Source organism: Polaromonas sp. P1_F2 (assembly GCF_056405735.1).
In genome coordinates this window covers 1-25,484 of the sequence record NZ_JBFUBN010000008.1, presented here as the reverse complement: position 1 = coordinate 25,484, position 25,484 = coordinate 1, and the positions used below count along the sequence as shown (strand labels likewise).

General features: G+C 64.6%; 28 protein-coding genes. 11 read left to right on the top strand and 17 right to left on the bottom strand.

Annotated features, from left to right (window positions below):
• The first annotated feature begins 9 nt into the window (after positions 1–9).
• The 3 genes from hpnC to hpnE are packed head-to-tail and all read left to right on the top strand — an operon-like array spanning position 10 to position 3,055.
• Positions 10–870: a squalene synthase HpnC gene (hpnC, locus tag AC1D0O_RS16330; protein WP_477654559.1), complete on the top strand. Its 861-nt coding sequence runs from the start codon at positions 10–12 to the stop codon at positions 868–870.
• A 59-nt stretch (positions 871–929) separates the two neighbouring features.
• The gene (hpnD, locus tag AC1D0O_RS16325) at positions 930–1,772 is read left to right on the top strand and encodes a presqualene diphosphate synthase HpnD (RefSeq protein WP_477654558.1); all 843 of its coding nucleotides are present in this window, start codon (positions 930–932) and stop codon (positions 1,770–1,772) included.
• A gap of 2 nt (positions 1,773–1,774) precedes the next feature.
• Positions 1,775–3,055, top strand: coding sequence for a hydroxysqualene dehydroxylase HpnE (hpnE, locus tag AC1D0O_RS16320; RefSeq protein WP_477654557.1), 1,281 nt, complete (start codon positions 1,775–1,777; stop codon positions 3,053–3,055).
• A 26-nt stretch (positions 3,056–3,081) separates the two neighbouring features.
• Here hpnE and AC1D0O_RS16315 read toward each other — a convergent pair whose 3' ends face one another.
• Both AC1D0O_RS16315 and AC1D0O_RS16310 read right to left on the bottom strand, forming a co-directional pair.
• Positions 3,082–3,714 carry a glutathione S-transferase family protein gene (locus tag AC1D0O_RS16315; protein WP_477654556.1) on the bottom strand — a complete coding sequence of 211 codons (633 nt, stop codon included), beginning with the start codon at positions 3,712–3,714 and terminating at the stop codon, positions 3,082–3,084.
• Between the two features lie 40 nt (positions 3,715–3,754).
• Entirely contained in the window at positions 3,755–4,450 is a 696-nt protein-coding gene (locus tag AC1D0O_RS16310; RefSeq protein ID WP_477654555.1) for an HAD family hydrolase, read from the bottom strand.
• Positions 4,451–4,484: 34 nt separating this feature from the next.
• On the opposite strand from AC1D0O_RS16310, the gene hemH reads away from it, so the two are divergent.
• A complete protein-coding gene (gene hemH / locus AC1D0O_RS16305) occupies positions 4,485–5,618 on the top strand; it encodes a ferrochelatase (RefSeq protein WP_477654554.1) in 1,134 nt (377 codons plus the stop codon).
• Positions 5,619–5,630: 12 nt separating this feature from the next.
• Here the strand turns inward: hemH and AC1D0O_RS16300 are convergent, their stop codons facing one another.
• The 5 genes from AC1D0O_RS16300 to AC1D0O_RS16280 form a co-directional block, all read right to left on the bottom strand.
• Entirely contained in the window at positions 5,631–6,608 is a 978-nt protein-coding gene (locus AC1D0O_RS16300) for a Bug family tripartite tricarboxylate transporter substrate binding protein (RefSeq protein WP_477654553.1), read from the bottom strand.
• Between the two features lie 153 nt (positions 6,609–6,761).
• Entirely contained in the window at positions 6,762–7,787 is a 1,026-nt protein-coding gene (locus tag AC1D0O_RS16295) for a Bug family tripartite tricarboxylate transporter substrate binding protein (RefSeq protein WP_477654552.1), read from the bottom strand.
• Between the two features lie 26 nt (positions 7,788–7,813).
• The gene (locus tag AC1D0O_RS16290) at positions 7,814–9,316 is read right to left on the bottom strand and encodes a tripartite tricarboxylate transporter permease (RefSeq protein WP_477654551.1); all 1,503 of its coding nucleotides are present in this window, start codon (positions 9,314–9,316) and stop codon (positions 7,814–7,816) included.
• Position 9,317: 1 nt separating this feature from the next.
• Positions 9,318–9,836, bottom strand: coding sequence for a tripartite tricarboxylate transporter TctB family protein (locus AC1D0O_RS16285; RefSeq protein WP_477654550.1), 519 nt, complete (start codon positions 9,834–9,836; stop codon positions 9,318–9,320).
• 131 nt (positions 9,837–9,967) lie between these two features.
• Complete coding sequence (locus AC1D0O_RS16280; RefSeq protein ID WP_477654549.1) at positions 9,968–10,927, bottom strand: tripartite tricarboxylate transporter substrate binding protein; 960 nt, start codon at positions 10,925–10,927, stop codon at positions 9,968–9,970.
• A gap of 143 nt (positions 10,928–11,070) precedes the next feature.
• Here AC1D0O_RS16280 and AC1D0O_RS16275 point away from each other — a divergent pair, with 143 nt between their 5' ends.
• The 3 genes from AC1D0O_RS16275 to AC1D0O_RS16265 are packed head-to-tail and all read left to right on the top strand — an operon-like array spanning position 11,071 to position 13,692.
• Positions 11,071–11,775 (top strand): response regulator transcription factor, encoded by a 705-nt coding sequence (locus tag AC1D0O_RS16275; RefSeq protein WP_477654548.1) that lies wholly within the window; start codon positions 11,071–11,073, stop codon positions 11,773–11,775.
• Positions 11,772–13,238 carry a sensor histidine kinase gene (locus AC1D0O_RS16270; RefSeq protein ID WP_477654547.1) on the top strand — a complete coding sequence of 489 codons (1,467 nt, stop codon included), beginning with the start codon at positions 11,772–11,774 and terminating at the stop codon, positions 13,236–13,238. The genes AC1D0O_RS16275 and AC1D0O_RS16270 overlap by 4 nt, the downstream gene beginning before the upstream one ends.
• A 52-nt stretch (positions 13,239–13,290) precedes the next feature.
• Positions 13,291–13,692, top strand: a complete 402-nt coding sequence (locus AC1D0O_RS16265) for an RNA-binding S4 domain-containing protein (protein WP_477654546.1) — start codon at positions 13,291–13,293, stop codon at positions 13,690–13,692.
• Here AC1D0O_RS16265 and AC1D0O_RS16260 read toward each other — a convergent pair.
• Positions 13,689–14,429: an aspartate/glutamate racemase family protein gene (locus tag AC1D0O_RS16260; RefSeq protein WP_477654748.1), complete on the bottom strand. Its 741-nt coding sequence runs from the start codon at positions 14,427–14,429 to the stop codon at positions 13,689–13,691. The two genes, AC1D0O_RS16265 and AC1D0O_RS16260, sit on opposite strands and share 4 nt — an antisense overlap.
• A 200-nt stretch (positions 14,430–14,629) precedes the next feature.
• A complete protein-coding gene (locus AC1D0O_RS16255; RefSeq protein WP_477654545.1) occupies positions 14,630–15,523 on the bottom strand; it encodes a transporter substrate-binding domain-containing protein in 894 nt (297 codons plus the stop codon).
• Between the two features lie 248 nt (positions 15,524–15,771).
• Between AC1D0O_RS16255 and AC1D0O_RS16250 the strand changes: the two genes are divergently transcribed.
• Positions 15,772–16,983 (top strand): D-amino acid dehydrogenase, encoded by a 1,212-nt coding sequence (locus AC1D0O_RS16250; protein WP_477654544.1) that lies wholly within the window; start codon positions 15,772–15,774, stop codon positions 16,981–16,983.
• A gap of 13 nt (positions 16,984–16,996) precedes the next feature.
• Here the strand turns inward: AC1D0O_RS16250 and AC1D0O_RS16245 are convergent, their stop codons facing one another.
• A complete protein-coding gene (locus AC1D0O_RS16245) occupies positions 16,997–17,896 on the bottom strand; it encodes a LysR family transcriptional regulator (RefSeq protein WP_477654543.1) in 900 nt (299 codons plus the stop codon).
• Positions 17,897–18,121: 225 nt separating this feature from the next.
• Here AC1D0O_RS16245 and AC1D0O_RS16240 point away from each other — a divergent pair, with 225 nt between their 5' ends.
• Positions 18,122–18,517 carry a response regulator gene (locus tag AC1D0O_RS16240; protein ID WP_477654542.1) on the top strand — a complete coding sequence of 132 codons (396 nt, stop codon included), beginning with the start codon at positions 18,122–18,124 and terminating at the stop codon, positions 18,515–18,517.
• 18 nt (positions 18,518–18,535) lie between these two features.
• Here the strand turns inward: AC1D0O_RS16240 and AC1D0O_RS16235 are convergent, their stop codons facing one another.
• A complete protein-coding gene (locus tag AC1D0O_RS16235; RefSeq protein WP_477654541.1) occupies positions 18,536–19,399 on the bottom strand; it encodes a LysR substrate-binding domain-containing protein in 864 nt (287 codons plus the stop codon).
• 112 nt (positions 19,400–19,511) lie between these two features.
• Between AC1D0O_RS16235 and bla the strand changes: the two genes are divergently transcribed.
• Together bla and AC1D0O_RS16225 are read left to right on the top strand one after the other, a co-directional pair.
• Positions 19,512–20,426, top strand: coding sequence for a class A beta-lactamase (gene bla / locus AC1D0O_RS16230; protein WP_477654540.1), 915 nt, complete (start codon positions 19,512–19,514; stop codon positions 20,424–20,426).
• A gap of 240 nt (positions 20,427–20,666) precedes the next feature.
• Positions 20,667–21,245, top strand: coding sequence for a hypothetical protein (locus AC1D0O_RS16225; protein WP_477654539.1), 579 nt, complete (start codon positions 20,667–20,669; stop codon positions 21,243–21,245).
• 1 nt (position 21,246) lies between these two features.
• Here AC1D0O_RS16225 and AC1D0O_RS16220 read toward each other — a convergent pair whose 3' ends face one another.
• The 6 genes from AC1D0O_RS16220 to AC1D0O_RS16195 all read right to left on the bottom strand — a co-directional run.
• Entirely contained in the window at positions 21,247–22,032 is a 786-nt protein-coding gene (locus tag AC1D0O_RS16220) for a TraB/GumN family protein (protein ID WP_477654538.1), read from the bottom strand.
• 87 nt (positions 22,033–22,119) lie between these two features.
• Entirely contained in the window at positions 22,120–22,695 is a 576-nt protein-coding gene (locus AC1D0O_RS16215) for a recombinase family protein (protein ID WP_477654537.1), read from the bottom strand.
• A gap of 9 nt (positions 22,696–22,704) precedes the next feature.
• Complete coding sequence (locus AC1D0O_RS16210) at positions 22,705–23,589, bottom strand: rolling circle replication-associated protein (RefSeq protein ID WP_477654536.1); 885 nt, start codon at positions 23,587–23,589, stop codon at positions 22,705–22,707.
• A gap of 256 nt (positions 23,590–23,845) precedes the next feature.
• Positions 23,846–25,021 carry a zonular occludens toxin domain-containing protein gene (locus AC1D0O_RS16205; protein WP_477654535.1) on the bottom strand — a complete coding sequence of 392 codons (1,176 nt, stop codon included), beginning with the start codon at positions 25,019–25,021 and terminating at the stop codon, positions 23,846–23,848.
• Positions 25,018–25,302 (bottom strand): DUF2523 family protein, encoded by a 285-nt coding sequence (locus AC1D0O_RS16200; RefSeq protein ID WP_477651829.1) that lies wholly within the window; start codon positions 25,300–25,302, stop codon positions 25,018–25,020. The genes AC1D0O_RS16205 and AC1D0O_RS16200 overlap by 4 nt, the downstream gene beginning before the upstream one ends.
• A gap of 2 nt (positions 25,303–25,304) precedes the next feature.
• The coding region (locus AC1D0O_RS16195) for a virulence factor TspB C-terminal domain-related protein (RefSeq protein ID WP_477654534.1) at positions 25,305–25,484 on the bottom strand (180 nt) is incomplete at its 5' end.

The following is a 25,484-nucleotide window of genomic DNA, read 5'->3' as shown; positions in this document are numbered from 1 at the left end:
ATCGCCCGCATGACCCCAGGCCTCCAACAGCCCAGCGCGCCCGTACCTCTTCAGGGGGTGTCGCACTACGAAAACTTCCCAGTCGCCTCGCTGCTGTGCCCGCCACGCCTGCGCCCACCCATCGCGGCGATTTACTGGTTCGCCCGCACGGCCGACGACATCGCCGATGAGGGCGACGCAACGCCAGAGACCCGCCTCGCCGATCTCGCCGCCTACCGCGCCGACCTGATGGCGACCGCGACGGGTTTTCCTGCCTCGCCGCGCTGGGCCGCGGTCTTCGGGCAACTGAAACCCCAGCTGGCCTGGTTTGAACTTCCCGTCAACCTGCTGGCCGACCTGCTCAGCGCCTTCGAGCAGGATGCGGTCAAGCAGCGCTATGCCGATGAGGCGGAACTGCTGGATTACTGCAAGCGCTCGGCCAACCCCGTGGGCCGGCTGCTGCTGCACCTCTACGGCCTGCAGGACGCCGCGTCCTTGCAGATGAGCGACGAGATCTGCACCGCCCTGCAACTGATCAATTTCTGGCAAGACCTCGGCGTGGACATCCCGCGCGGCCGCATCTACCTGCCCGCCGACGCGTGGGCCCGCCACAGCGTCGACGAAGCGCAACTGCTGGCGCTGCAGGCCAGCCCGTCCACCACAGCGCTGATCGCCGAGCATGTGTACGCCGCCCGCGCGATGATGCTCAGGGGCGCGCCCCTGGCCAAAAAGATACCCGGACGCGGCGGCTGGGAACTGCGCCTGGTGGTGCAAGGCGGCCTGCGCATCCTGGACAAGATAGAAGCACAGGGCTTCACCACCCTGCAGCGGCGTCCCAGGCTCAATCCCTGGGACCTCGTGGTGATGGGCTGGCGCGCGCTGTTCATGTAGCCAGTGCAGGTCCGCTCGAGCCTCCTTGGCCGCGCGCGAACCCATGTGACAATTACCGCATGACGCCTGAGCAGTATGTCCAGCAAAAAGCCGCCGCATCCGGCAGCAGTTTCTATTACGCCTTCCTGTTTCTACCCAAAGAGCGCCGCGCCGCCATCACGGCCTTCTACGCTTTTTGCCGCGAGATCGACGACGTGGTCGACGAGGTCACCGATCCCGGCGTGGCCCGCACCAAGCTGGCCTGGTGGCAAACCGAAGTCCTCAAGTCCTATGCCGGCGAACCGACGCACCCGGTGATGAAGGCGCTGATGCCGCTGGCCGCCACCTACCGCATCGAGGCGCGCCACCTGCAGGCCGTGATCGACGGCTGCCAGATGGACCTGGAGCAAAACCGTTATCTCGATTTCCCCGGCCTCAAGCAGTATTGCCACCTGGTGGCCGGCATCGTGGGTGAAGTGGCCGCACGGATTTTCGGCCAGACCGACGAAGCCACCACCGCCTACGCCCACAAGCTGGGCCTGGCTTTCCAGCTCACCAACATCATCCGCGACGTGGGCGAAGACGCAATGCGCGGGCGCATCTACCTGCCCGTCAATGAACTGCAGCAGTTCGACGTGAAAGCGCACGAACTCCTCAAGCGCCAGTACTCCGACCGCTTCAGCGCACTCATGAAATTCCAGACCGAGCGCGCCCTCGCGCTCTACGACGAAGCGCTGGCCATGCTGCCCGAAGCCGACCGCCGCACGCAGAAGCCCGGTCTCATGATGGCCAGCATCTACCGCACGCTGCTGCGTGAAATCGCCGCCGACGGCTACCAGGTGCTGCACCAGCGCGTCAGCCTGACGCCGCTGCGCAAATTCTGGTTGGCCTGGAAGACACAGGCCTTCGGACGAGTGGTATAGATATGAGAGTCGCCGTCATAGGCGCAGGCTGGGCCGGCTGCGCCGCCGCCGTGGAAGCCACACGCCTGGGCTACCAGGCCACGCTGTTTGAAACCACCCGCATCGCGGGCGGGCGGGCGCGCCGCGTGGGCGGCACCCTGTCGGGTGAGCCGGTGGTGCTCGACAACGGCCAGCACATCCTGATCGGCGCGTATGCCGAGACCCTGCGCCTGATGAAGGACCTGGGTGTGGACGCCGACGCCGCGCTGTTGCGGATGCCCCTGACCTTGCAATTCCCCGACGGCGGCGGCCTGAAGCTGCCGCAGCTCCCGGCCCCGCTCGATGCGCTGGCCGGCATTGTCATGGCGCGCGGCTGGTCCCTGGCCGACAAGCTCTCCATGCTCAAGGTCGCGGTGGGCTGGCAGCTCAAAAAATTCCAGTGCGAACCCGGGCAGTCAGTCGCCGACCTGTGCCGCGGCCTGGCGCCCGGCGCCATGGCCGCGCTGATCGAACCGCTGTGCGTCTCGGCGCTCAACACACCCGCCGAACGCGCCAGCGGCCAGGTCTTCCTGCGCGTGATGCGCGATGCACTGTTTTCGGAAAGCGGCGGCTCCAACCTGCTGCTGCCGCGCACCGACCTCAGCGCCCTGCTGCCCGACGCGGCGCTGGCCTGGCTAGCCGCGCAAGGCAGCGCGCCGCAGCTTGGCGCGCGCGTACAGGCCATCGCGCCCCTTGGTTCAGGTTGGGCCGTAAGCACCGATACCAGTGAGGCTTTCGACTGCGTGGTGCTGGCCTGCCCGCCACAGGAAGCAGCACGGCTGGTTGAAGGCAGTGGCGTCGCCGCCCCGGACTGGCTGGCGCAAGCGCACGGCCTGCAGCACGAAGCCTTGACGACCGTCTACGCCTGGGCGCAGGACGCGCGGCTGGAGCTGCCCATGCTGGCACTGCCGGCCGGCCCCGGCGAGCCCGCCCAATTCGTCTTTGACCGCGGGCAGCTGGGTGGCCCGGCCGGCCTGCTAGCCTTTGTGATCAGCGCCAGCACCGGCGACAGCGCCACGCTGACCGCGCAGGTGCTGGCGCAGGCGAAATCGCAACTGTGGCATCTGGGGCTGGGCGCCATGCAGGCGGTGCAGACCATTGTCGAAAAGCGCGCCACCTTTGCCTGCACGCCCGGCCTGCGGCGCCCGGGCGCCGATGTCGCGCCTGGCCTCTGGGCCTGCGGCGACTATGTCGACGGCCCCTACCCCGCCACGCTGGAAGGCGCCGTGCGGTCGGGCCTGGAAGCGGCCCGGCGCCTCCACTAAGGCAAGTTTGCCGCGGCGCGCCGGACTCAGGCGCTCTTGGCCATCAAACGCACCGTGCGATAGGCCGGCCGCGACAGGCAACGCTGCAGCCACTCATCCACGCGCGGGCACTGCGCCATCAGGCTGGCACCGCCCTGCACCCAGGCAAGGACCGACGCCACGCAGATGTCGGCCGCGGTGAACCGCTCACCAGCCAGGTAAGGCCGGCCCAACAAATGCTGGTCGAGCACCCGCAGCGGCGTCAGCAGGTGGCGCTCGGCGTCATCGGCCAGTTGCGGTTTACGGCGGTCCGCCGGCATCATGATGCGGTGCATCAAAAACGCCAGCGCGTCTTTCTCGCACTCGGTCACCACCCAGAAGCTCCAGCGCAGGATCTCGGCCTGCTCTGCATGGTTTTGCGCGGCCAGCAGCGGCGCATCGGGCGCCTTGAAGCGCTCGGCCAGGTAGAGCACGCACGCCATGGACTCCCAGACCAGCACGCCATCGTCGTCCACCACGGGGATACGGCCGTTCGGGTTGATGGCAAGAAATTCCGGTGTGCGCGTGGCGCCGCCCGCGTAGGGCAGCGCGATGTGTTCGTGGGCCAGTCCCATTTCGTGGACCAGCCACAGCGGACGCGCCGCGCGCGAGGCTGCCGTGCCATAGATCTTGAGCGTCATGAAAGCCCCTTCGAGAAAAGCTCTGGAGCGCCGGCCAGGGTCAGCGCGGGAACAGGTCGCACAACTCCGTCAGCGTGGTCACCGTCTCGTGCGGCACGGCCGGGTGGGCCCACAGCTGGTCGGAGCGGTTGACCCAGACCGTCTGCATGCCGCAATTGAGCGCGCCCAGCACGTCCAGCGTCGCATCGTCGCCCACATGCAGCACCTCGGCCGGCAACACCTCCACCGCGCCCGCGGCGGCATGGAAGATGCGCGGGTCGGGTTTGCCCACGCCGAACTGCTGGGCGCTGATGCTGGCCTTGAAATAGCTGTCGATGCCAATGCGCTTGACGTCGGCATTCCCGTTGGACACCGCCACCAGCGGGTAGCGGCCGGACAGGAATTCGAGCGCCAGCACCGCATCCTCAAACAGGGTGACCTTGTTGCGCTCGTCGTAAAAAACATCGAATGCAGGCTCGGCCAGCAAGGGATCCTCGCGGGAGCGGTACAGCGCCAGCCGTATCGCCTCGCGGCGTATGGCGCTGAGGTTGTACTTGAGCTCGGGACGCGAGCGCGTGACGTGCTCGCGGATCTCATGTCGCGCGGCCGGGTTGGAAAACAGCGCCGCGGTCATGGGCGCATGCTGGCTCAGCCAGTCATCCAGCGCTTTCTCGGCTCTTTCGATGGCCGGCCAGATAGGCCACAAGGTGTCATCGAGGTCTAGCGTGATGGCTTTGATGGTGGTCAGGTCTAGCATTGGTGAAAGCAGGATGGATAGGCGAGAATAACCCATGTTTTTTCGCCCCCGCTTCGCTGCAGAGCCGCCCTTCTCCCACGGCGCACCGCCCGTCGGCCCGGCCGCTTCTTCCACCACCGCCGTCCTGCTGTGCAACCTGGGAACCCCTGACGAAGCCACGGCGCCGGCGCTGCGCCGCTACCTCGCCGAATTCCTGAGCGACCCGCGTGTGGTCGAAATCCCCAAGCCGCTGTGGTGGCTGATCCTGCACGGCATCATCCTGCGCGTGCGGCCCAAAAAGTCGGCCGCCAAATACGCCAGCATCTGGATGAAGGAAGGTTCGCCGCTGCGGGTCTGGACGCAGAAACAGGCTGTCATGCTGCGCGGCTACCTGGCGGTGCGCGGCCATCCCGTTGAAGTGCGCTACGCCATGCGCTACGGCAGCCCGTCCATCGCCTCGCAGCTGGACCAGCTCAAGGCCGATGGCGTGGAGCGCGTGCTCATCCTGCCGGCCTATCCGCAGTACAGCGGCACCACCACCGCCAGCGTGTTCGACGCGGTCTACCGCTGGGCAGCACGCATACGCCGCATCCCCGAGTTCCGCTTCGTCAACCATTACCACGACCACGAGGGCTACATCAAGGCGCTGGCCGCCCGGGTGCGCGAGCACTGGCGCACCCAGGGCCGCGCCGAACAGCTGGTCATGAGCTTTCACGGCGTGCCCGAACGCACGCTGGCGCTGGGCGACCCCTACCACTGCGAATGCCACAAGACCGCGCGCCTGCTGGCCGCCCAGCTGGGCCTGGAGCCCGCGCAGTACAAGGTCACCTTCCAGTCGCGCTTCGGCAAGGCCAAATGGCTGCAGCCCTATACCGAACCCACGCTGGTGGCCATGGCGCAAGCCGGCGTCAAGCGGGTCGACCTGGTCTGCCCGGGTTTCACCGGCGACTGCCTGGAGACGCTGGAAGAGATCAACATGGAAGCGCGCGAAGCCTTTCTGCACGCGGGCGGCAAGGAGTTCGGCTACATCCCCTGCCTCAACGACAGCCATGAATGGATCGCCGGGCTGGCCGAAATCGCGCAACAGCACCTGGCGGGCTGGCCGGTGCAGCAGGCCGATGCCGCAGACACCGCCAGGGCAAAAGCGGCTTCGCGCGAGCGGGCCCTGGCCCTGGGCGCGGCCAAGTAAGCCCTCAGGTCTTTAGGCTTTGAGCTTGAGCAGCTGCACCATCAGCTGCGTCGTCTTCACGTCGAAGTCGATGAAATTGCCGAGGTCCGGCCCCGACATCCAGGACTGCTCCCAATAACTTTCCTTGAGCGTCTTCTTCCAGAGCTCATAGGCCAGCGAGGCCTTCACGCCCTCCACCATCTCGGCCTGGCGCGCGGCCGGCACGCCGGCGCCGGTGAACACGGCGCGCCAGTTGGTGAGGTCGACGTCCAGGCCCTGCTCGCGCACCGACTTGACGCCGTAAGCGGCCTTTTTGGAAGAGACGCCGAGGGCGCGCAGCTTGCCGCCGGCCAGCTCCGCCCTGAAAGTGCCGAAGCTGGAAACACCGGCCGCCGCCTTGCCGCCCATCACCGCGTCCACCAGCTCGAAGTTGCGCGCGAACGGCAGGTAGACCGCGTCCTCTGGCCTGGCGCCGGCGGCTTTTGCCAGCAGCCCCGCGAACACATGGTCGGCGCCGCCCACCGCGCCTATGGCCATGGTCGTCTGTTTGGCATTGGTGCGCAGCCGCTCCACCAGTTCGTTGATGGTCTTGATCGGCGAGGCGGCCGCCACCACCACTACCGGGTAGTCGCTGGTCAGGCGAGCCACGGGCTTGACCTTCGTAAGGTCCACGACCGGCTTTTGCAGCGCGATCGCACCGACGAGGTTGCTGTCGCCCATAAAAAGCGTGTTGGGATCGGCGTTGTACTTCTGCACATACCAGGCCAGCCCGGCGGTGCCGTTGCCGCCTTCCTTGTTCTCGTATTCAATCTCATCGCTCAGGCCCTGGCCCACCAGCGCATCGCCCAGGGCGCGGCCGGCTTCATCGAGTGAGGTGCGGGACATGGCGGGAATGACGATGCGCAGCTTGGGCGCCAGTTTGCCCTTGGGCGCGGACTGGGCCCAAAGCGGTGCGGCCACTCCAAGCCCGGCGAGTCCGCCGAGAACCGCGCGTCGTTGGATAGTCAGCATGTTTTCCCTCCAAGGCCATGGTAGATGCAGTTTTCAGGCAATGGCTAGGTGTTTCATCCAGTACCCGGTCAATTGCATCTGAGCACTTTCCATGCCACACGCGGCGTGCACCAGCGCGGCGCCGGGCCCGGCGCGCAGCCGGGCCTGCGTGGCTCAGGCCTTGAGCTTGAGCAGGTGCACCATGACCCGCGAAGTGGTCAGGTCAAAGTCGATAAAGCTCGCGAGGCTGGGGCCCGACAGCAGCGAAGACTCCCAGTGGTTCTGCTTCAGCGTTTTCTGCCAGGACTCATGGCCTGTGGCGGCCTTCACGGCTTCCAGCATTTCCGCCTGGCGGGCTTCCGTCACGTTCTGGCCGGTGAAGACACCGCGCCAGTTGGCCATGTCCACGTCCACCCCTTGCTCGCGGATGGAGGGGATGCCGAACACCGTGCGCTTGGACGACACACCGATGGCGCGCAGCTTGCCGCTGGCCAGTTCGTCGGCGAATTCGCTGTAACCGGAGATACCGGCCGCCGCCTTGCCGCTGAGCACGGCCTGCACCACCTCGGCACCGCCGGCAAAGGGCAGGTAGACCAGCTCTTCCGGCTTGCTGCCGGCCGCACGGGTGAACACCCCGGCGAACACGTGGTCCACGCCGCCGGCGGAACCGCCCGCGATGGGCACGTCCTTGGGATTGGCGCGCATGCGCCCGGCCAGGTCGGCGATGGTGCGCACCGGCGAGTTGGCGGCCACCACCACCACGAGGTAGTCGCTGGTCAGGCGCGCGATCGGCCGGATGCGGCTCATGTCGACGGCCGGCTTCTGCAAGGCGACCGCGCCCACCATGACCATGCCGCCCATCAGCAAGGTGTTGGGGTCCGCGCTGTATTTTTCGGCGTAGTAGGACAGGCCTATGGTGCCGCCCTTGCCGCCCTTGTTTTCATACTCGATCTCATCCGTCGCGCCGGCGCCCACGAGGGCCGTGCCCAGGGCGCGGCCGGTCTGGTCCCAGCCGCCGCCGGCATTGGCCGGGATCACGATGCGCAGTTTGGGTGCCAGTTTGGCCGCCCTGGCTTTGGGCTGTGCGCCCGCCGCCGGCGGCTTGGCCGCCGTCTGCGCCCACGCGGGGATGGCCCCGCCCAGTGTCGCCAGCCCCAGCCCTATCCCTCCCAGGGCCGCGCGTCGTTTGAGGTTCAGCATGTCGTCTCCTTCTGTGGTTGGAACTTTCAGCTTGCGGTCTTCCTCGTCGTCCAGTATTTAGCCAGGCGCGGGAGCACCAGCACCGCCACCACGATCACGACCAGCGTGATCGACATGGGGCGCTGGAAGAACACCATGGCGCTGCCCTCGCCTATCGACATGGCGTTGCGCAGCTGCGCTTCGGCCAGGGGACCCAGGATCATGCCGACCACCACGGGCGCGGTGGGGAAGTCGAACCGGCGCATCAGCACGCCCAGCAGGCCGATGGCATAGAGCAGGAACAAATCGAACGCGCTCTGCCGCATGCCGTAGGCGCCCACCGTCGCGAAAATCAGGATGCCCGCATAAAGCTGCGGCTTGGGGATTTTCAGCAGCTTGACCCACAGGCCCACCATGGGCAGGTTGAGCACCAGCAGCATGACGTTGCCGATATAGAGCGAGGCGATCAGCGCCCACACCAGCGCGGCGGAGGTGGTGAAAAGCTGCGGCCCGGGCTGGATGCCATAGTTCTGGAACGCGCCCAGCAGGATGGCCGTGGTGTTCGATGTCGGGATGCCCAGCGTGAGCAGCGGAATCAGCGCCGCCGTCACCGTGGCGTTGTTGGCCGCCTCGGGGCCGGCCACACCCTCGATGGCGCCCTTGGTGCCGAACTCGGCCCTGATCTCAGGGCTTGCGAGCTTCTTTTCCGTGGCGTAGCTCAGGAAGGTCGGTATCTCGGTGCCGCCGGCCGGGATGCAGCCGAAAGGCGTGCCGATCGCGGTACCGCGCAGCCAGGCCGGAATCGAACGTTTCCAGTCGGCCTTGGTCATGTGCACGCGGCTGAGCTTGTTCTGGTCTTCCACCGTTTTGCCCTCATAGAGCACGGCATAGAGCACTTCCGCCACCGCGAACAGGCCGACGGCCACCAGCACGATTTCAATGCCGTCGAGCAGCTCCGGGATGCCCCCGGTGTAACGCCCCTGGCCCGAGATCTGGTCCAGGCCGACGCAGCCGGCAGCCAGGCCGACCAGCAACGCCGTCATGCCGCGCAAGGTGCTTTTGCCCAGCACGGCGCTCACCGTGGTGAAGGCCAGCAGCATCAGCAGGAAATACTCGGGCGGACCGAGCTTGACCGCGAACTCCGCCACAAAGGGCGCGAACAGCGTGACGATGACGGTGGCGATGGTGCCGGCAAAAAACGAGCCGATCGCCGCCGTGGCGAGCGCGGCGCCAGCGCGCCCGCTCTTGGCCATCTTGTTGCCCTCCATGGCCGTGACCATGCTGGCGGTTTCGCCGGGCGTGTTCAGCAGAATGGAGGTGGTGGAGCCGCCGTACATGGCGCCGTAATAGATGCCCGAGAAGAAGATCATCGAGGCGGTGATGTCGACCTTGGCGGTGATGGGCAGCAGCATGGCCACCGCCACCGCCGGGCCTATGCCGGGCAGCACGCCCACGGCAGTACCCAGGGCACAGCCGACCAGGCACCAGAGCAAATTGACCGGCGTGATCGCTGTCGCGAAACCCGCCATCAGGGCATTGAAGATTTCCATATCAGATCCACCCCGTGCTGGTCAGGCCTGGCAAGTTGATGGCCAGGAATTTCGTGAACATCCAGAACACTGGGGCGGAAATCGCGAGCCCCACCAGGAAGTCTGTGATCCAGGTGCGCGGCGCATTGACGCCCGTCTGGCCGCCCGCGCGGCGCAAGCCTTGCACCGCCAGCAGGTAGCACAGCGTGCAGCTCAGGATGAAGCCTATGGTGGTGATCAGCGCCGCATTGAGCAACAGCCCCGCCGAGACCCAGACAAAACCCGGCCAGTAGGCCCGGTCGGCGCCGGGGGGCGCATCGAGTTCGCGAAAGCCGCCGTTGCGCGCTTCCCAGATGATCCAGGCGCCGCAGACCGTGAGCCCGATGGAGACCAGCCAGGGAAGGAAGTTGGGGCCGACGCCGCCGTAGCCGGCTTCGGACGAGATGCCGATCGCGCCGAAGGCCAGCGCCAGGCCGGTCAGCAGCACGCCGGCTCCGACCAGGGTTTGCGGCCAGGCGGCCGAGGGATCTGAGTTTGTCATCGTTATAGTTCCCGAAAGACGTGGGGCGGACACAAGCAGTCTGGCGGTACGCCGCCCTTTCGTCAAATTTCATCGAATTTGAGCCCGGGGCGGCGTTCCGCCGCTACACGCGAAGGCGAAAGCGTGAAGGGTCAGACCATGCCGGACTTGACCATGGTGGCGCGCAGGGCGGCGAAGTCGTCGTCGACGAACTTGGCGAAGGCGTCGCCCGACAGGACGGCCGGCGTCCAGTCGTTTTTCTTGACGGCTTCAGCCCAGGCCGGCGATTTCAGCGCGGCCAGCACCAGGTCGGTCAGGGCCTTGCGCTGCTCGGCGGTGATGCCGGGCGCACCGTAGACGCCGCGCCAGTTGCCGATTTCCACGTCGATGCCCTGCTCCTTGAGCGTGGGCACGTCCACGCCGGGCAGGCGCTTGCCGGACGTCACGGCGATGGCGCGCATCTTGCCGGCCTTGATGTACTCGGCGAACTCGCTATAGCCGCTGCCGCCCACCGTGACGTTGCCGCCCAGGATGGCCGCCGTGGCCTCACCGCCGCCGCGGAAAGCGACGTAGTTGATCTTGGAAGGATCGGCGCCGACCTTCTGCGCGATCATGGCCGCGGCGATGTGCTCGGTGGAGCCGCGCGAACCGCCGCCCCACTTCACGCTGCCGGGGTCTTTCTTGAGCTGGTCGACCACGTCCTTCATGGTCTTGAAGGGCGAATTGGCGGGCAGCACGAAGACGTTGTATTCGCTCGACAGGCGCGCAATCGGCGTGGCCTGCGACAGGCTGACCGGCGGCTTGCCGGTGATCAGGCCGCCCAGCATCACGGCGCCCATCACCATCAGCGCGTTGGGGTCGCCCTTGGAGCCGTTCACGAACTGGGCCAGGCCCAGCGCACCGGCGGCGCCGCCCTTGTTGTCATAGGTGACGGTGTCGGCCACCTTGGCGTCAGTCATGGCCTTGCCGAGCGCACGGCCCGTGGTGTCCCAACCGCCGCCGGGATTGGCGGGAATCAACATCTTGATGTTGGAGGCTGCAAGGGCCGACATGGGCAAGGCACCGGTCGCGGCCAGGGCCGCCAGGGATTTGAGAAAGGTATCGCGACGCATGTAGATGTCTCCTGTGGAATGGGCGCCCGGGGCGCCCGGATGGCTGATAACCCGCCTATCATGCACCCCCTGGCTGTCAAACGGCTGTCCGCCGGGACTGGGGAAAGTGCTAATGTCTAGGGCCTGTCAACAGGCCCTAACCCATGATGTCCACCCTGATTCCCACGGTCAAACTGCTGCTGGTGGAGGACGACGCCTCCATGCAGGCGGCGCTGCAGCGCGCCCTGGGCCGGCGCGGCATGGAGGTTTCCGGCTGCACCGATGGGCGGCAAGCGCTGGCGCAGTGGACGGCCACGCAGCCCGACGTGGTGGTGCTGGACCTGACCCTGCCCGGCCTGGACGGCCTGCAGGTGCTGGCGCAGGCGCGCGGCCAGGGGTTGACGACCCCGGTGCTGATCCTCACGGCCCGCGGCACCGTCGGCGACCGCATCGTGGGCCTGAACACCGGCGCCGACGACTACCTGCCCAAACCCTTTGACCTGGACGAACTCGAGGCGCGGCTGCGCGCCCTGAGCCGGCGCCGCCCCGCGGCCGGGGCTGAGCCCGGTGCCGCGCCGCAGTTCGTGGGCCACCTGCGTTATGACAGGGAAAGCGGCGCCATCTACCACCGCGACCAGGTGCTGGAACTCACGCCGCGCGAGCTGGCCCTGCTGCAGACCCTGATCGCCAAGCCTGGCCATGCCGTGTCCAAGGAGCGGCTCTTCGAGCTGGTGTTTCCCGGCGAAACCGACGTGCAGTACGAGGCCGTCGAAGTGGTGGTCTACCGGCTGCGCAAAAAGCTCGCCCACACCGGCGTCACGCTGGTGACGCTGCGCGGCCTGGGCTACCTGCTGAAAGTGGATGCATGAGCGGCCGGGAGCCCGAGCCGCTGGATCATTCGGCCCCTGAAACCCCTGCGTCGCGTACAGCCACGGTCCAGCGAGCGATTTCCCTCAGACGCTACCTGCTGACCGGCATCCTCCTTCCCGTCGGCGTGCTGATCATCGTGAACACCGCCAGCCTGTACCGCCAGGCGCTGGCCGCGGTCAACACCGCCTACGACCGCACCCTGCTGGCCTCGGCCAAGTCCATCGGCGAACAGCTCGACGTGACGGGCTACGACGAACAATCCGAGCTGCGCGTGACCGTGCCTTATGCCGCATTGGAAGCCTTCGAGGCCGACAACCAGAGCCGCTTGTTCTACCGGGTGTCCAGCCTCAAGGGAGACATGGTTTCCGGTTTTGCGCAGCTGCCTTTCTGGCACGGGGAGATCCCGATCCGCCCGCCGTATTCGGCGCTGGTGGATTTTTACGACGACGTGTTCCGGGAGGAACCGGTCCGGGTGGCCGTGCTGCTGCAGCCGGTGGCCAGCGGCAAGGGCCGCGCCATGGCGGTGGTGCAGGTGGCCGAGACACTGGAGCTGCGCAAGACGCTGGCGCGCAAGATCCTGTTCGATACCTTGTGGCGCCAGGCCATCCTGCTGGCGGTGATCGCCCTGGTCGCGGTGGTGGTGGTGCAGCGCGCCACCCGGCCGGTGCGCCGGCTCAGCGCCGAACTCAAGGCACGCCCCGAGGGCGACCTGACGGCCATCGCCGCACCCGACGCGCCGCGCGAACTGCTACCCCTGATCGAGGCGACCAACCAGGTCATGGGCCGCTTGCAGCACCTGCTGGACAACCAGAAGCGCTTTGTGCGCGATGCGGCCCACCAGCTGCGCACGCCGCTGGCGGTGCTCAAGGTTCAAGTGCAGTCGGCGCTGCGCGGCGACATGGAGGCGCGCGACGCGCTGGGCGAGATCAACCAGACCGTGGACCGCGCCACCCTGCTGGCCAACCAGATGCTGGCCCTGGCCAAGGTGGAGCAGTTGCGCCAGCAGGCCGACCTGCAGGCCATAGACCTGGCGCAGGTGGTGCGCTCGGTGGCGCTGGACCTGTCGCCGCTGATCGCCGAAAAAGACATCGACTTCGAGATTGAAACCGTGCCCGCGCAGGTCCGCTCGCACGAATGGATGCTGGGCGAACTCACGCGCAACCTGCTGCACAACGCCATCAAGCACACGCCGGCCGGCGGCACGCTGGCCGTGCGCATCGTGCGCGATGCCAGCTTTGTCGCGATGACCCTCAGCGACAGCGGGCCCGGCGTGTCGGCCGAATTGTCGGCGCGGCTTTACGAGCCGTTTTCGGCGGGCGACGTGCGCCACGGCTCCGGCCTGGGCCTGGCCATCTGCCGCGAGATCGTCGAGACCATGCACGGCAGCATCACCCTGGAAAACCGGATCGTGCATGGCCAGGTGACCGGGCTGGACGCGGTGGTCCGTCTGCCCACGGCTTGAAGCGCCCACGCGCCCGACAGGGGTGTTGGGTATTGGTTCAAAATAGCCGCCAATGGATAAATTGCGCATCGACAAATGGCTGTGGGCGGCCCGCTTTTACAAAACCCGCGCGCTCGCAGTCGAGGAAATCGACAAGGGCCGGGTCAAGGTCAACGGTATCGAGGCCAAGCCCGCGCGCGAGGTCAAGTCCGGCGATACCGTGTCGCTGCGGCAGGGGCCGATCAACCGCACAGTGGTGGTGCGTGGCATCAGCAACCAGCGCGGCGCCGCCCCGGTTGCCCAGCAGCTCTATGAAGAAACCGAGGAAAGCCTGCGCCTGAAGGCCGAGGCGGCCGAGCTGCGCCGTCTGTCCGGCGACCCGGCCGGCGCCCAGGAGCACGGCCGCCCCACCAAGCGCGACCGCCGCACCTTGGACAAGGCCTGGAATAACCGCTGGAGCGCCTCGGCTGATTAAGCCGTAGCGTACGCGCGTTGCGCCAGAGCCTGGGCCAGCAGCGCGGCCGGGTCCACCAGGTCCAGCGCCTCCATGCCGGGCACCACGCTGAGCGCCAGCGGTATTTCGGTGCAGCCCAATATCAGCGTGGAAAGCCCATGCCGCGTGGCCAGCGCCCCGGCAACGCCCGTGAAGCATTCACGCGCCAGGGCCATATTGCCCACCTTCACGCCGTCGTAGATGCCACGCATCAGCTGTTCGCGCTCGTCCGCCGAAGGGATGTGGCATTGAAGCCCCGCCTGGCGCAGCGCCTGGTCGTAGAGCCCCGCGCGGTAAGTGCCTTCGGTAGCCAGCAGGCCCACTTCCCGCACACCGCGCGCGGCCAGGGTATGCGCGACCTCGCGGGCCACGTGCAGCACTTCAAGCTGCGGAAAGCGCTCCTGCAACTGGCCGTGCCAGGCATGGGCCGTGTTGCAGGCCACGGCCACCGTGGTGGCGCCCAGCGCCGCGAGTTTGCCCATGGCCTGCAGCATCGGGTCCAGCGGCTGGTGGCCGCCCGGCCCGGGTAACTCCAGCGCCGTGCTGCGATCGGGCACCGGCACCTGGGCCAGCCAGTGTTCGGGAAAGCCCTGGTCCGACACCGGGATGTCCAACGCGCGCATGTGGTTCGCGCAGGCCTGGACAAACAGGCGCGCGAAATCCGCGCCCGCGGCCGGGCCCATGCCGCCCAGGATGCCGACCACGCGGGTTTTATGCATGCCCCGCCTTTCAATGCTGCTCATGGCTTGAACTCCAAAACACAAATATCCCCACCTGTTCACGCACGCACCCATCCGCAGGAGCGCATGGCTCCGGCCCGGGATTCATATTGGGGAAGAGAGGCTGCCAGCCCGACCGGGCGCGGCAGCTGTGAAAGCAAAGTGGCGGGAAGCGGCGCGCGGCGCCCCCGCCATCAGGCTTACATCGCCGGCTTGTCGCTCAACGCTTTCAGGTTGGCCTTGAGGTCTTCGCTCATGGGCAGGTTCAGGTTCACACCCTTGGGTGGGATCGGCGAGGTGAACCACTTGGCGTACATCTTGGCGAATTCACCGGACTTCATCAGGCGGGTGATGGTGCCGTCGACCAGCTTCTTGAACTCGGGATCGTCCTTGCGCAGCATGCAGGCATAGGGCTCGACCTGCAGCGAGTCGCCAACGACTTCCAGCGACGCCGGGTTCTTGGAGTTGGCCATCAGGCCGAACAGCAGGATGTCGTCCATGGCAAAAGCCACGGCGCGGTCGCTTTCAACAAGCAGCAGCGAGTCGTCATGGTCCTTGCCCAGGATCAGCTGCATGTCCAGCTTTTTGTCGGCGCTGTACTTGCGGATCACCTGTGCGTTGGTGGTGCCGGTGGTGCTGGCCACCGTCTTTTTGGCCAGGTCGGCGTAGTTCTTGATGCCGGACGATTTTTTGACCAGCAGGCGTGTGCCGGTGTAGAAATGGTTGATGGCAAAAGCCACGTCCTTGCCGCGCGCGGTGTTGTTGGTGGTTGAGCCGCACTCCAGGTCGTAGGTGCCGTTGACCAGCAGCGGGATGCGGTTCTGCGACGTCACGGGCATATAGGCGACTTCCAGGTTGGGCTTCTTGAGCTTCTTGCGGACGTCGTCAATGATGGCTTCGGTCAGTTCCGCGGAAAAGCCCACGGAGGTCTTGGAGCCGATCAGGTAGCTGAAAGGCACCGATGCCTCGCGGTAGGACACCGTGATCTTGTTGCTGTCGGCGACCTTTTTCAGCGTCGGGGCGGTCTGCGCGCCTGCGGTGGCGGCCAGGCCGGCTGTCAGCAGCACGGCGGTCATGAGGTGGGTCAATTTCATGCTTGTCCTTTCGGGGGCGGTAAGTGGGTCGTTTCGGGAAACTGGCATCGCTAGTGTAGGAACAGCCGCGCCAGACGTGTCATTCATTTTCGCGTCAAACCCATGACAAAAACTCATGGTTTACCCAATCGCACCGCCGTAGCCCCCAGGGCATAACCGCAGGTCATGGCCGGTGGCGAATTCAGCATTGTTCAAACCCGCGCGCGCTGCGTACAGTGGCGCCCATCCAAGGAACAAAAAAGGTTTTTATGCATGTGTGCGTGCTCGGTGCGGGAATCGTGGGACTCGCGACCGCCTACAGCTTGCGCCGCGCCGGCCATGAGGTCACGGTGGTGGACCGCGCCAGCCCCGGCAGCGGCGCCAGTGGCGGCAACGGCGCCCAGCTGAGCTACTCCTATGTCCAGCCGCTGGCCGACCCGGCCATCTGGCGGCAGTTGCCCAAGCTGCTGCTGTCGCCCTCTTCGCCGTTCAAGCTGCGCCCGCGCCTGGACATGCGCCAGTGGCTCTGGGGGCTGCAGTTCCTGGCCGCGTGCAACAGCAAGACCTCGCGCGACACCACCGGCCAGTTGCTGTCGCTGGCGGCGCTGAGCCGCCAGTCTTTCGACGCCATGATGGCCGAGGAAAAACTCGATTGCGATTTCTCCGCCACCGGCAAGCTGGTGCTGTATTCCAGCGAGGACGCCTTCGCGGCCGCCCGCCGCCAAATGCTGCTGCAGCGCGAACTGGGCAGCACACAGGAAGCCGTCAACGCCGACCGCTGCGTGGAGATCGAGCCCGCACTGAAAAGCCGCCACGCGCAGATCGCCGGCGCCATTTACACGCCCGGCGAATGCGCCGCCGACTGCCAGAAGACCTGCGACGCCCTGCTCCTGGCGCTGCGCCGGATGGGTGTGCGTTTTTTGCTGGACACACCGGTCGAGCAACTGGTGCAGCGCGGCAAGTCCATCGCGGCCGTGGCCACGCCGCAGGGCCACATCGAAGCCGAGCGCTTCGTCATGGCGCTGGGCGCCGACTCGGCCCTGATGGCCCGCGACCTGGGCCTGCGCCTGCCGGTCTACCCGCTCAAGGGCTACAGCATCACCGTGGACGTTGCTCCCGAAGAACATGTTGCGCCCTCGGTCAGCGTGACCGACAGCGCGCGCAAGGTGGTGTTCGCCCGCATAGGTTCGCGCCTGCGCGTGGCCGGCATGGCCGAACTCTCGGGCTACGATACGGCCATAGACCCGGCGCAGATCGCTTCGCTGCAAGCCTCGGCCCGGACGGTGTTCCCGGCCTGCAGCCGTTTCGACGAACTGAATCCGTGGGCCGGCATGCGCCCGGCCACGCCCACCGGCCTGCCGGTAATAGGCCGGCATGCCAAGGGGCCGGACAACCTGCTGTTCAATACTGGGCACGGCGCGCTGGGTTTCACACTAGCCTTCGGCTCCGCGCAGCGCATCGCCCGCATGATCGGGCACTGATCACCCAGGGCGCTCAGGCGCGCTGCGTCAAGGCTTGCTGGAAGCAGCGCACAAACGCCCTGACGGCCACAGAGCCCGGTTTGCCGGCCGGCAGCAATGCCTTGATGGGCACGGGAATCAAGGGCTCCAGCTCGAGCACATCCACGCGCGACGGATCGGCCGAGGCCGCGGTGCAGGTGTCGATCACGGCGATGCCCAAGCCGTGGTGGGCCAGCGCCAGCGCCGAGTGGTAGGTCTGCACCGTGATGGGGAACTGCAGGCCCACGCCGGCCTCGCGGCAGGCCTGGTTGAGGCTGCGGCCCACCGGGTCCAGCGCATCCAGCCCGACCACCGGCGACTTGCTGAGATCGGCCAATGTGACGCTGCCGCGCTTGACCAGGCGCGAAGCCAGCATGCCCTTGGGCGCCACGCACACCATACGGCCGTCGGCCAGGTGTTCCTGCGCGAGCGCCGAATGCGCGACCGGGCTGAAAAGAAAGCCGACGTCGGCCTCCTGCAAAGCGAGTGCCGAGACGATTTGCGGCGAATGCAGGGCCTGCAGCGTGATGGCCACGTCCGCATGCTTGACGCGAAACAGCTTGATGGCGTGCGGGAGGATTTCATAGCTCAGCGCCAGCACCGTCAGGATACGCAACTCTTTGGCGCTGTCGCCGGTCTTGAGGTTGGCGGCCAGGCGCTGCACTTCGTCGAGCTGCGCGAACAGGCGCTCGATGTGCGGGTATAGCGTCAACGCTTCGGACGTCGGCGTCAGCCGGCCCTTGCTGCGCTGGAACAGCGCGAAGCCCAGCTGCAGTTCCGCGTGCTGCAGGATGCGGCTCACGGCCGGCTGTGTGACGTTGATCAGGCGCGCGGCCCCGCTCACGCTGCCGGTCAGCATGACGGCGTTGAAGACTTCGATGTGGCGCAGGCGCATGGTGGATTCCGTAGTCTGTTTCGGCGGGGAACACCGCGGATTATGGCGAACGCGACTTTTGCGACCGGCTTCGGCCCGTAAAAGCACTCATGCGGCGCGGCGTGGGCATTATTCACGCTTTGTTTCAAAATCACGGGCCCACGTTTTTCCCAAGTCGGGAATGGGCACACGCTCAGTACACTGCAGCGTATCCTCCCGGACCTCAAATCCCCGTACCTCAGCTGCATGCGCCTCAGAATCTACCTGGTTGAAGACAGTCCCGTCATCCGCGACAGCCTCTCGGAATCGCTGGAGGAATTGGCGCGCGCGCGCATCGTCGGCTGGGCCAGCAGCGAAACCGAAGCCATTCAGTGGCTCAAGGGCAACAAGGCCTCCTGGGACCTCGCCATCGTGGACCTGTTCCTGCTCGAGGGCAGCGGCCTGGGCGTGGTGATGAATTGCCGCGAGAGGGACCTGCGGCAAAAGGTGATTGTGCTTACCAACTACGCCACGCCCGCCGTGCGTGAACGCTGCCTGGCCATAGGCGCCGATGCGGTGTTCGACAAGTCCAACGAGATTGAGGAGTTCACCCGCTACGCACTCGAGGAAGTCGAGCGGGTCGCGGGCTCCACACGGTGGTGAGGCCGGCGCGCCGGCGGATCACACCTCGGCCGCCGCGGCCAGCAGCCAGTCCCTGAAGATGCGCATGCCGGCCGTGGCCCGCCGCGATTTGAGCCGGGTCAGCCAGTAGCCGCCGGTTTCTATCTCCACCGCGAACGGCCGCACCAGGCGCCCACTGCGCAGTTCGCGCGCGAACATGTTCACCGGCAGCAGCGCCACGCCGGCGCCCTGCGCCGCCGCCTCGGCCATGGTGAGAGACGAATCAAACACCACACCCCTGACCAGCGGGCAGGCGGCACCGGCCGCGGTAAACCAGCGCGCCCATTCATCGGCCCGGTAGGAGCGCAGCAGCAGTTCCCGGGCCAGGTCGGCGGGATCGCGCAAGCCCTGGGCTATCGCGGGCGAGCACACGGCCGACAAGGGCGAGGCCAGCAAGGGCTCGGCCTCGGTGCCGTGCCAGGCGCCGTCGCCGAAGCGGATCGCGTAGTCCAGGCCCTCGCCGGCCAGGTCAACCCGGTTGTTGTTGGTAAAGAGGCGGAAGTCGATGAAGGGGTGGGCCCGCTGGAAGTCGCGCAGGCGCGGAATCAGCCAGCCCACGGCAAAGGTGCCCACGGCGCCCACCGTCAGCACTTCGCGAAATTGCCCATCCTTGAACTGCTCCAGCACCGAGCCCATGCGGCCGAAGGACTCCGCCAGCACCGGTAGCAGCGCCAGGCCCTCGTCGGTCAGAGCCAACCCGCGCGGCAGGCGGCGAAACAGCGGCACGCCCATGCGCTCCTCGAGATTCTTCACATGCTGGCTGATGGCGGTCTGCGTCACGTTCAGCTCGTCGGCGGCGCGGGTAAAGCTCAGGTGCCGGGCCGACACCTCGAAGGCGCGCAAGGCATTGAGAGGAAGGTGCATAGCCGTTTTAGCCCCAGATTTACTTATGGATGACCTCGATTATTGCCGATTGCCCTCTCATCAGGCTCTTGTTATCGTCACCGCCTTGTTTATCACTTTCAGAGGAAAATTCATGCAAAGACGGCAATTTTCAGGCGCATTAGGTGGGTTTATGGTCGCGGCAAGCCTGTCTGGTTACACCCAGAAATTATTGGGCGCAGATGCACACCCCGCCAACGCCTCCCCGGCGGCCATGACCCGGCGGCTGGCCGCCATCGAGCAGGCCAGCGGCGGCCGGCTGGGCGTTTCCATCCTCGACACCGGCAGCGGCGTCGGATACGGCTACCGCGCCGGCGAGCGCTTTCCCCTGTGCAGCACTTTCAAGCTGCTGGCGGCCGCCCTGGTGCTGCACCGCGTGGATGCGGGCCAGGAGCAGCTGGCGCGCAGGATTCCCATCGCGGCCGGCGACATCCTGCCCCACTCGCCCACCACACAGCTGCACATAGGCCCGCAAGGCTTGCCGATGGCGGCGCTGTGCGAGGCGTCCATCATCGTCAGCGACAACGCCGCCGCCAACCTGATGCTGGCCAGCTTCGGCGGCCCGGCCGGGCTCACGGCCTATCTGCGCAGCTTGGGCGACAGCGTGACGCGGCTGGACCGCACGGAGCCCGAACTCAACGAAGCCATACCCGGCGACCCACGCGACACAACGACGCCCGAGGCCATGCTGGAGACCGTGCGCAACATCACCCTGGGCTCGGCGCTGTCGGACACGTCGCGCCAGCTGATCATCCAATGGCTGCAAGGCAACACCACCGGTGATCGCCGCCTGCGCGCCCTGCTGCCGCCCGGCTGGCGCGTCGGCGACAAGACCGGGTCCGGCGCGCGAGGATCCACCAACGATGTGGGCCTGCTATGGCCGCCAGGTGGACGTGCGCCTTTGCTGGTGACGGCCTACCTTGCAGAGACGAAGCAAGCGGCCGCACAGCGCGATGCCACGCTGGCCAAGGTGGGCCAGCTTGCGGCATCTTTGGTCTCAGGGTCTTGAGTGATTTGAAACGGCCAGCCGTTTTGGGTGGCTTGCGGCAAACGCAAAAAAGCCGCCCGAAGGCGGCTTTTTATACTGGCGGAAACGGAGGCATTCGAACCCTCGATGCACTCGTTACCGCCGGCCCTACCAGGCAAAACAAATAAACGAAACCGGCAAAAGCCGGTTTTTTTGCGCGACTAACCCTGAAATGCCATCATCGCGCGGCTTCCCCCATACTCCTGCATCACGGAGGGAACTATGGAAAGCCTGCACACAGCATCAGAACTACCGTGGAGCGCAATTATTCCGGAGCTAATTAAGGGTATTCCCGCAGCATTTGTAGCGCTAGTAATCGGCGTTATTGCGGCGGGAGTAGCGTGGCGTCAATACAAGGTCGCGAGAGGGAAGCTAAACCTCGACTTATTCGAACAGCGCTATGCAATCTACGAGATAGTTTGGAAATATATTTCTGACTGCACAGATAGACCAGCCGACCAGAGAACGGATTCTTATCAAGCCTTCTCCAACTCGATACCCAAGGCGTACTTCCTCTTTGGAGAAGAAGTAGGCGACTGGATGACGAAAATAAAATATGACTCAGGCGCAATGGCCTACGCACATCGTACGCTAGCAACCGCTGCACAATACTCCGACTCATGGACAACAGCCGTCGCCGATACGACGAGACTAGAAAATCAGTTCCGAGATGATCTTGACAGTCTTCGCGAACGATTCGCTCTGTATATGGACTTCAAAGAATGGCAAGGCGCAAACCGCATTGCCCGTGCAATTCACTGGTGCAAGACCACTTGGCTGCACGGACTTTTCGCCCACTAGGTTACGGCTTAAAACCTTTGGGCATGCGAACACTTACTAAACCCTGGCGCTTGAGCAACTCGGGAATTCCGCTAGGACCGAACATATGCAATGCCCCAACAACAATTAAACAGGGCCTGGGTGCTTGAGCAACCGCAAGAATTTTCGGAAGCCAGTCGAGATTTCTTTGATCTATTAACCCACTCCAAATCACCGGCTCGGTCTGCAGCAGTTCCCTAAGATATTTCTCAAACCACCAATCTTCATCCCTAGCCCAAGCCTTGACCATCTTGGCAAAACGATGAAGTTCAAAGTCATGCGCCGCCAAGATCCGTTCGAAAGCTTGAATGTGCTCACTCAAAGGACCGGAGGCGATAGCTTCGAATCCAGCATTCACTTTCTCAAGCACCTCGATTCTCTTCCCGTTAGCCTTAGCGCGAGTCAATACATGCGTCTCAACACCAAATTTCGACAGGTAACCAGCTTGCGACGCCAAACCAAGGCCTAGGTCCATGCCGGCAAAGAATGGCATCAACCTCTCAAGATCCCCCGCAGGCTTTCCAAGCCGCGCCCATACAGACGATGCCCGCTTAAATAGCGGCGGGGAAATTAACGAGCTTAGGTGTTGCCCCTCCGGCAGATGCCTAAGTAAAGGGTCCGGCGGGACTCCAAAATCAGCTTCAAAAAAAATAGTTTCGGCCTGATTAAACGCCGCCTCCGCAAGTTCGCGCAACTTGAAGTGACGCATATTGGTAAGGTGCAAAGACCCCAATAAGTATGTCTGCGAGTCCTCGATTTTCCAGAGCATGTTTATGCAACGCGCTCCAAAACCACAATCGGCTCTGCAGCGCCCCGCGCCTCCGACCCGAATATAACGGTAACGGCATCTTGGCGTCTATTTCAAGCTCGAGTGCCCGGGTTTCTTAACTCGATACAAAGCACGCTTAATAGCCGAATCAGACACACCGTATCGCTGAGCTAATCCAGCGATGGTGTATCGCCCCGTAAGATAAAGTCGCACCGCCTCAGCTTCACCATCGGGCGGTAGAGACCGAGGGCGCCCCGGCAAAACACCACGGTCCCGCGCGGCACGCTGACCCGCAATAGAACGTTCGCGAATAATGCCCCGCTCAAGCTCTGCAACAGCGCCCAAAATCTGAATGACAAATGAGCCCATGGCCGTGGTCGTATCAAGCGGCTCGGTAAGGCTTTTAACCAGCGCACCAGCCGCTTTTATATCCGCCAAGATAGACAGCAGATCGGGCAACGACCGTGCAACTCTATCGAGCTTATAGATTACGAAAACGTCCCCTGGGCACAGAGCTGCAAGGCAACGGCGCAATTGAGGCCGTGTCCCCACGGAGCTGGCCTTCTCCTCAAAAATCTTCGTGACACCGGCACGCGCAAGCGCATCGAGTTGCAGGTCTGTTTCTTGGTCCCTTGTCGAGACACGCGCATATCCAATCAGCATCAATCTTCCCTATGTAGTGGGAGAAAAATCTATCAACCCCCTACCCCGCTCAGCATGTAAATAAAACCAATCGCCCCACCGGCTGAAATGCTGGTCAAACACGAGATGGCCACTCAGCAGCGAATAGCAGAACTCGACAGCCTCCCGCGCACCATCGAACTTACCGAAGTCCAGCGGCTTGTCCAGGCGCGGCGCACCATAGGAGGTGTACCGGTTTGAGTGCTTCTCGCCCTCGGTGAATTCCTTGGTGATGTACTTAGACAGATATTTGGCAATTGCGGCAGGCGTAGACAGGCTATGCCGCTTTTTCCGGGACACATCGATGTTGCCCCCGCGTTCCTTGGTCACAGAGCGCCACACGGCCCTTATGACGTCAAACGACTTAACCCGCGTGGGGACGCCGGCAGCGTTCTTCCGCAGGAAGACAGCGGGTATACCGGCAGTCCCCATGTGAACGTGGTACGCGCCCCTATCTTGGCGCTCAAAGCCGGCGACAAATCGGAAATTCGGCATCACGCGCAGCATGCGACGATTGAACTCTTTCAAGTCTTTTTTGACCTGAGCTAAATCGCGCTCATTGGCGCGGTACGTCAAGGTAAGTAGGGTAGTGACCCCCAAAGCCTTGCAGAGCCTCCTGACCTTGGTTTTGGCCCGATTGGCCGCTATCGAGAGGCGGCGGGCCGCACGTTCTGCTTGCACCTCGGGGTCAAGCTCCTTTTCGGCCAGCATGTCGAGATAGTCCTGCAGGGCGAAGGCGTCGAGCTCAAGCTCCTTCCAGTCTGTGACCCTGACCGCAGAGACCTCAAGATGCCCATTGCCCAGGTCGTGAGCCGTAACCCTCAATTGCTTGCCGGGTTGACCCCGGTACGCGATGCCGTCTATGATTCTCAGCACGAGTTAACCCCTTTTTAACTTGTCATGTCCCCGGGAGGCCTGCCAGCCTTCGCGGGGATTTTTTATTTCCGAGACCGAGAAACCGGTCTATGTACCAAAGTGTTTATTGGATAAATCTAGCGGCGCTTCGCGCCGCCCGCGCCTGCGGCCATGCGGGCGGCATCAAACAGCGCCCGATAGCACACGCCGTAGTCACCATGGGGGAAATCCCCCATCCGCTTCGCTCCCCCGGACTTCCGGTCTATCAGTAAGTGAATTAGCGGGCAGCCGGCGCATTCGCTTTGCCCTTGGGGTTGTTCATAGCCGCGATCACGGCGCCGTCGCGCAGGCCGTAGCCGGTGCCGGACACCTGGGCCTGTTCTGCGGGCGCCTCAGGAACGGCGGAGAGCGGGAAAGACGGCGTACCCCTGCCCGTGGGCCACATGGCCGCGTACGGGTCGAATTTGGGCACCGCTAGACGGTCCTCGCACATGTCCTTGGGCATGGGCACCGGGGTTGCGTTCTGGGTGTAGCAAGTGCACCCGAGCTTTGCGGTGCGAAGGCACCCGGCCACGCGAGGGACGGCGACTATCTCGCGCTTTTCGTCGTACATAGGCCGGTCGCCCGGGTCGTGCATGTCGCGCACACGCGGCGCGGCCGTGGCGACTGTTGCGCCTGGTGCTTGAGCGCCGGCCAGCACGGTAGCGCCAGGCTTACCTGCAGGTGCCGCAGCAGAGGCGGCGGTAGCATCAGAGCCGGTGAACCGCGTTAACAGCCTGTTGCTGGTGAAGTACAGCGAGATAGGCAAGGCGATAAGGCATGCGCCGAGCATGTAGACCAGGGGCGGCATTTTGATGCCGGACTTGGTGTGCGCCTCAGCGCTTTTGTAGAGCTTGTATCCCCACTTCTTGTATCCCCAAGTGCCGATCTGGGCAGTCTTAGGGCTCTCCGGTGAACCGCAATGATCCCAGGTGTAGGTAATGGCCCGCGCGCGGCCCCACATGCGGCGCATATGAATGTGCTGACCGCAGAGCCGCCGAATGTTCACATCGATCAGCTGGGGATGCTGGGTAATCACGACGATATCGACGCCGTGGTGCCGGTGGACTTCGAGCGCTGCTATCCAGTCTGGCGGTTTTTGCGAGGCCGGACGAGGCCGAGCCAGGCGCTGAATCTCATCAATGAAGATGACTTTATTTTTGACATCGAAAGACGGCAGCGGAGGCGGCTGAACAACATTACCGGCCTCATCAAACGTGGTCGGCTGTTCGACCGGGCACCCGCCTTTGTGCCAGAGTTCCACGTCCGCATCGCTGATCAGCTGATGCGGGACCAACAAGCCCGGAATGCCGTTGACGAGGAACTCACGCCCAGCGAAGCGTTTGTGCATCAACTCCGTGACGGTGTAGAGGGACTTGCAGCTACCGGGTGCGCCCGTGATGATGAGAATCATGACGACGACCCGAAGAACGAGAACGAGGATTTGAGTGCCCACATCGTGAGGCTGAATGCCATCGCGCCGAGGATCCATTGAAAGCCCAGGTCAAAGCCGAATAGCCCGCCGAGCTTCAAGAGGTCGGCGGGAAAGCTGTTCACCGCCGTTTGCATGTAGCCCTTGACCTGATCAAAGGCAACATCCACGCCCTTGATGGAGATCATGCTCAAGCCCATGCTTGCGAGGACACGGGCCACCAGCGGCGACACCATGTTGTAAAGCCAACTTGTTAAATCCATAGTTATGACTTCAAAGAGCTAACGACGATTGCCATTGCGATCAGCGCGGCTGCGAGAAGGATCAACGGCTTGAGATTGGGCGCAACACCGCACATTGAGGAGAAGCTGATGTGCAGCGTTCCAACCTGGGTATCGATGTTTCGATCTGCAGGGCACTCGCTGGAGAAGCCGCTAAGACCAGT